The following is a 5,000-nucleotide window of genomic DNA, read 5'->3' as shown; positions in this document are numbered from 1 at the left end:
CCGGCATGCCGCCGAGCCGGGCGCCGCCCTGGCCGACACCGACCGCGCCGCCATGCCGGCCGCCGAGTGAGGAAAGCCGCGATGTCCGCCCCCTCGTCCACTCCCGCTTCGGCGCCGCCGCCGGCCCGCTCGCCGTTCGCCGCGCTCGCCGCGACCTGCGCCGACTGGGCGCGCACCGACGGCAATGCCTGGCTCTACCTGTTCAAGGCACTGACGGCGGCCTTCCTGGCGATCGGCGTGTCGATGGTGCTCGACCTGCCCGCGCCGAAGACCGCGATGACCACCGTGTTCATCGTGATGCAGCCGCAAAGCGGCGCGGTGCTGGCCAAGAGCTTCTACCGCCTGACCGGCACCTTCGTCGGCCTGGCCGCCACCCTGACCTTCGTCGGCCTGTTCCCGCAGCAGCCCTGGCTGTTCCTGATCGCGGTCGCGCTGTGGGTGGCGATCTGCAACGCCGGCGCCGCGCGCAACCGCAACTTCCGCAGCTACGGCTTCCTGCTGGCCGGCTACACCGCCGCGCTGATCGGCCTGCCCGCCTCGCAGCAGCCCGACGGCGCCTTCATGTCGGCGCTCACGCGGGTGGCCGAGATCTGCGTCGGCATCGTCTCGGCGGGCCTGGTCAGCGCCCTGCTGTTCCCGCGCTACACCGGCGAGCAGATGCGCACCACGGTGCGCCGGCGCTTCTCGTCCTTCGTCGACTACGTGGCCTCGGCGCTGTCGGGCAAGCTCGACCGCGCCCATATCGAAAATGTGCACACGCGCTTCGTGGCCGACGTGATCGGTTTCGAATCGGCGCGCAGCATGGCGGTGTTCGAGAACCACGAGTCGCGCATGCGCAACGGGCGCCTGGCGCGCCTGAACAGCGAGTTCATGACCGCCTCGAGCCGCTTCCACGCGCTGCACCAACTGATGAACCGGCTACGCGCGGCGCACGACACGGCGGTGATCGCGGCGCTCGAGCCCTACTACCGCGAGATCGCTCCGCTGCTCGAGCCCGAGGGCCAGCCGGTGCGCACCGCGGCCGACGCGGCGCGCATCGCCGAGCCGCTGCTGGCCTATCGCGACGCGCTGCCGCGCCGGATCCGCGCCACCCGCGCCGAGCTGGAGACGCGCCCCGATTTCCCGCTGCTCGACTTCGACACCGCCGCCGAGCTGCTCTACCGCTTCATCAGCGACGTGCACGCCTACGCCGCCACCTACGGGTCGCTGGCCAGCGAGACGCACGAGCGCGAGCGCTGGATCGAGCAGTTCGAGCCGAAGACCAACCTGACCGCCTCGCTGATCGCCGGCCTGCGCACCGCCGTGGTGATGCTGCTGCTGGGCTGGTTCTGGATCCACAGCGCCTGGCCCAGCGGCGTGATGCTGGTGCTCAACGCGGCGGCCGTGTGCGCGCTGGCTTCGGCCTCGCCGCGGCCGAGCGCGACCGCCATGCAGATGGGCATGGGCGCCTCGCTGGGGGTGGTGATGGGCATCCTGCTGATGTTCTTCGTCTACCCGCGCATCGACGGCTTCCCGATGCTGTGCGTGGCGCTGGCCCCGCTGCTGTCGATCGGCATCTGGCTGACGCTGCGGCCGAAGACGGGCGCGCACGGCATGGGCTACCTGATCTTCTTCAGCTTCCTGGCCGGCCCCGACAACGTCACGCACTACGACCCGACCGACTTCCTCAACAACGGCCTGGCGATCGTGCTGTCGATGCTGGTCTCGGCGGTCGCCTTCGCGGTGCTGGTGCCGCCCAGCTCGCCCTGGCTCAAGCGCCGCCTGTTCGCCGACCTGCGCCGGCAGGTGGTGATGGCCTGCCAGGACCGCCTGGGCGGGCTGCGCACGCGCTTCGAGAGCGGCGCGCGCGACCTGATGTTCCAGGCCCACACGCTGTCGGCCGACCAGCCCGGCGTGCAGCGCGACGCGCTGCGCTGGATGTTCGCGGTGCTGGAGGTCGGCAACGCGATCATCGACCTGCGCCACGAGCTGGCGGCGCTGCCGAGGGACCCGCGCTACGCCGCCTCGATGCCCTGGCGCCAGGCGATCCGCGCGATGCGGCGCAGCGTCACCGCGCTGTTCGCGCGTCCCCGCCCGGCCCGCTTCGATGCCGCGCTGGCCGCCACCATCGACGCGATCGCCGCGACCCGGCAGGCGCTGGAGACCTTCGCGCCGCCCGCCGAGGAACGCCACCAGCTGCAACGCATCCTCAGTCACCTGCATTTCGTGCGCACCGCGCTGCTCGATCGCGAATCGCCGCTGGCGTCGCTCGACGGCGGCACGGCGCGCCCCACCCCGGGAAACCCATCATGATGCCGCGTGAAATCGCCGTCTTCGACGCCTACATGCCGACCGTCGTGCTGATGTTCGTGCTCGGCGCCCTGCTCACCTGGATGGTCGACCGGCTGCTGGCCGCCACCGGCCTGTACCGCCTCGTCTGGCATCCCTCGCTGTTCCGCGCCAGCCTGCTGGTGTGCATCTGCGGCGGCCTGGGCCTTGCCGTCTATCGTTGAAATGAATCGAACCATGCTCCTCAGAAAACTCTTCGGCTTCGTCGCGACGGCCGTCATCCTCGTGATCGCGATCCTGATCGGCCACCGGCTGTGGGTCCACTACATGGACGAGCCCTGGACCCGCGACGGCCGGGTGCGCGCCGAGATCGTCAACGTCGCGCCCGACGTGTCGGGCGCGGTGGTCGAGCTGCCGGTGCGCGACAACCAGTTCGTCCACAAGGGCGACCTGATCATGCAGATCGATCCTTCCCACTACGCGATCGCGGTCGAGCAGGCCAAGGCCGCGGTGGCCGCGCGCGCCGCCGAGCTGGCGATGCGCCGCGCCGATGCCGCGCGCCGCGCCGACCTGGACGCCGCCGTGGTCTCGCGCGAGAACCGCGAGAACGCCTCGCAGACCGCCTCGGGCGCCGCCGCCCAGTACCAGCAGGCGCTGGCCGCGCTGGACGCCGCCCAGTTGAACCTGGCGCGCACCCGGGTGGTCGCGCCGGTGGACGGCTACATCACCAACCTGAACGTGTTCCGCGGCGACTACGCCACCGCCGGCAACGCCAAGCTGGCGATCATCGACAGCCATTCGTTCTGGGTCTACGGCTACTTCGAGGAAACCAAGCTGCCGCGCGTGAAGCTGGGCGCGCCGGCCGAGATGCGGCTGATGAGCGGCGGCGTGCTGAAGGGCCATGTCGACAGCATCTCGCGCGGCATCTACGACCGCGACAACCCGCAGAGCCGCGACCTGGTGGCCGACGTCAACCCGACCTTCAACTGGGTGCGGCTGGCCCAGCGCGTGCCGGTGCGCATCCATATCGACGAGGTGCCCGAGGGCCTGGTGCTGTCGGCCGGCACCACCTGCACGGTGATCGTCGACGAGGGCAAGGAGCGCAAGGCGGCAACGCCGACACCGGCCCCCGCCAAGTCCTGATCGCGTCGGCCGCCTGAACGGCGAGCGGCCAACGCCCCCAAACGAAATCGGCCCGCGATGCGTCCTGCATCGCGGGCCGATCTTCATGGCGGGGACGACGCGCGCGGCGCCGCCCTCACGCTCAAGCCTGCGCGTTCACCCGGAAGTGCCCGACCAGCGCCTTGAGCGCCTGGGCCTGCTCGTCGAGCGAGCGCGCGGCGGCCGCGGCCTGCTCGACCAGGGCCGCGTTCTGCTGCGTGCCGTCGTCCATCTGCTCGACCGCGCGGCCGATCTCGTCGATGCCGGCGCTCTGCTCGGTGGAGGCCGCCGAGATCTCGCCGATGATGTCGGTCACGCGACGCACCGCGCGCACCACCTCCTCCATGGTGCGTCCCGCGTCGCTGGCGAGCTGCGCGCCGTTGGCGACGCGCTCGACCGAGGCGCCGATCAGCTGGCGGATTTCCTTGGCCGCGGTGGCCGAGCGCTGCGCCAGGGTGCGCACCTCGCTGGCCACCACCGAGAAGCCGCGCCCGTTCTCGCCCGCGCGGGCCGCCTCGACCGCCGCGTTGAGCGCCAGGATATTGGTCTGGAAGGCGATGCCCTCGATCGTGCCGATGATGTCGCGGATGCTCTTGGCGCTCTCGTCGATCTGGTTCATGGTCGCCACCACGCGGCCCACCACCTCGCCGCCCTGCTCGGCCACGTCCGAGGCGTTCTGCGCCAGCGCGCTGGCCTGCCGCGCGTTCTCGGCGTTCTGGTGGACCGTCGAGGTCAGTTGCGACATGCTCGACGAGGTGCGCTCCAGCGCCACCGCCTGCTGCTCGGTGCGCTGCGACAGGTCGAGGTTGCCGGTCGAGATCTCGCCCGAGGCCGAGGCGATCGCCTCGGCGCTGGCCGCGATCTCGCGCACCGTGCCGGCGAGCTGGCGCTGCATCTCGTCGAGCGCGTACAGCACGCTGCCGCGGTCGCGCCTGGCCAGCCTGACCGGCTGGGTCAGGTCGCCGCTGGCGATGCCGGCGGCGATCGTCTTCGCGGTGGCGGGCTCGCCGCCGAGCTGCGCGCCGAGCCGGCGCACCACCCAGGAGGCGATCAGGATCGCCAGCACGATCAGCGCGGCCGTCATCACGGCGATCATCGCCAGCGAGGCGTGGAAGCGCGCCGTCGAGGCATCGCGCGTCTGCCTGGCCGCCTCGCCGCGCGAGGCCACCAGCGCGTCTACCTGCTTCTCGAGCTTGCCGGTTTCCACCAGCAGCCCGACGTCCTGGGTGCCGACCTGCCAGTTCATCTGCGAGAGGTCCAGCGGCTGCTGCTTGATCAGCGCCACGAAGTCGCGCAGGTGCGCGCTCCAGCCGGTGACCGACTTGGTGAAGGTGTCGAGCGTGGCGCGATCGCCGGCATCGGTGTAGCTGCCGAGCGTCTTCAGGTCGCTGGTGATGCCGTTGAGGTCGCCCTCGATGTCGCTGCCGAGGTCGTCGCGCTCCTTGGCGGTGGTCGCCGTCAGCAGCATCTTCTGCGCGCGGCTCGCGCGCAGCACGTGGCCGCGCACCGATTCGGCCGCGTGGCTGGCCACGTGGCCCTGCTCGTAGACCGAGCGGATCGACTCGTCGAGA

At 71.3% G+C, this 5,000-nt stretch carries 4 protein-coding genes; 3 read left to right on the top strand and 1 reads right to left on the bottom strand.

Features of this window, described 5'->3' with window-relative positions:
• Positions 1-81 precede the first annotated feature (81 nt).
• From F3J18_RS35460 to F3J18_RS35450, 3 genes are read left to right on the top strand one after another with little or no spacing between them, the layout of a single operon-like run.
• Positions 82-2,292, top strand: a complete 2,211-nt coding sequence (locus F3J18_RS35460) for an FUSC family protein (protein WP_166916770.1) — start codon at positions 82-84, stop codon at positions 2,290-2,292.
• A complete protein-coding gene (locus tag F3J18_RS35455) occupies positions 2,289-2,492 on the top strand; it encodes a DUF1656 domain-containing protein (protein ID WP_013697734.1) in 204 nt (67 codons plus the stop codon). The genes F3J18_RS35460 and F3J18_RS35455 overlap by 4 nt, the downstream gene beginning before the upstream one ends.
• A 13-nt stretch (positions 2,493-2,505) precedes the next feature.
• Positions 2,506-3,411: an HlyD family secretion protein gene (locus F3J18_RS35450; protein ID WP_025098718.1), complete on the top strand. Its 906-nt coding sequence runs from the start codon at positions 2,506-2,508 to the stop codon at positions 3,409-3,411.
• Between the two features lie 121 nt (positions 3,412-3,532).
• Here the strand turns inward: F3J18_RS35450 and F3J18_RS35445 are convergent.
• Positions 3,533-5,000: methyl-accepting chemotaxis protein (locus tag F3J18_RS35445; RefSeq protein ID WP_166916769.1), on the bottom strand; the 1,468-nt coding region annotated here is incomplete at its 5' end.

The organism is Burkholderia sp. Ax-1720 (assembly GCF_011753035.1).
GTDB classification, from domain to species: Bacteria; Pseudomonadota; Gammaproteobacteria; order Burkholderiales; family Burkholderiaceae; genus Burkholderia; species Burkholderia gladioli.
The sequence above is the reverse complement of the archived record's forward strand: the minus strand, read 5'-3'. Positions and strand labels throughout refer to the sequence as shown.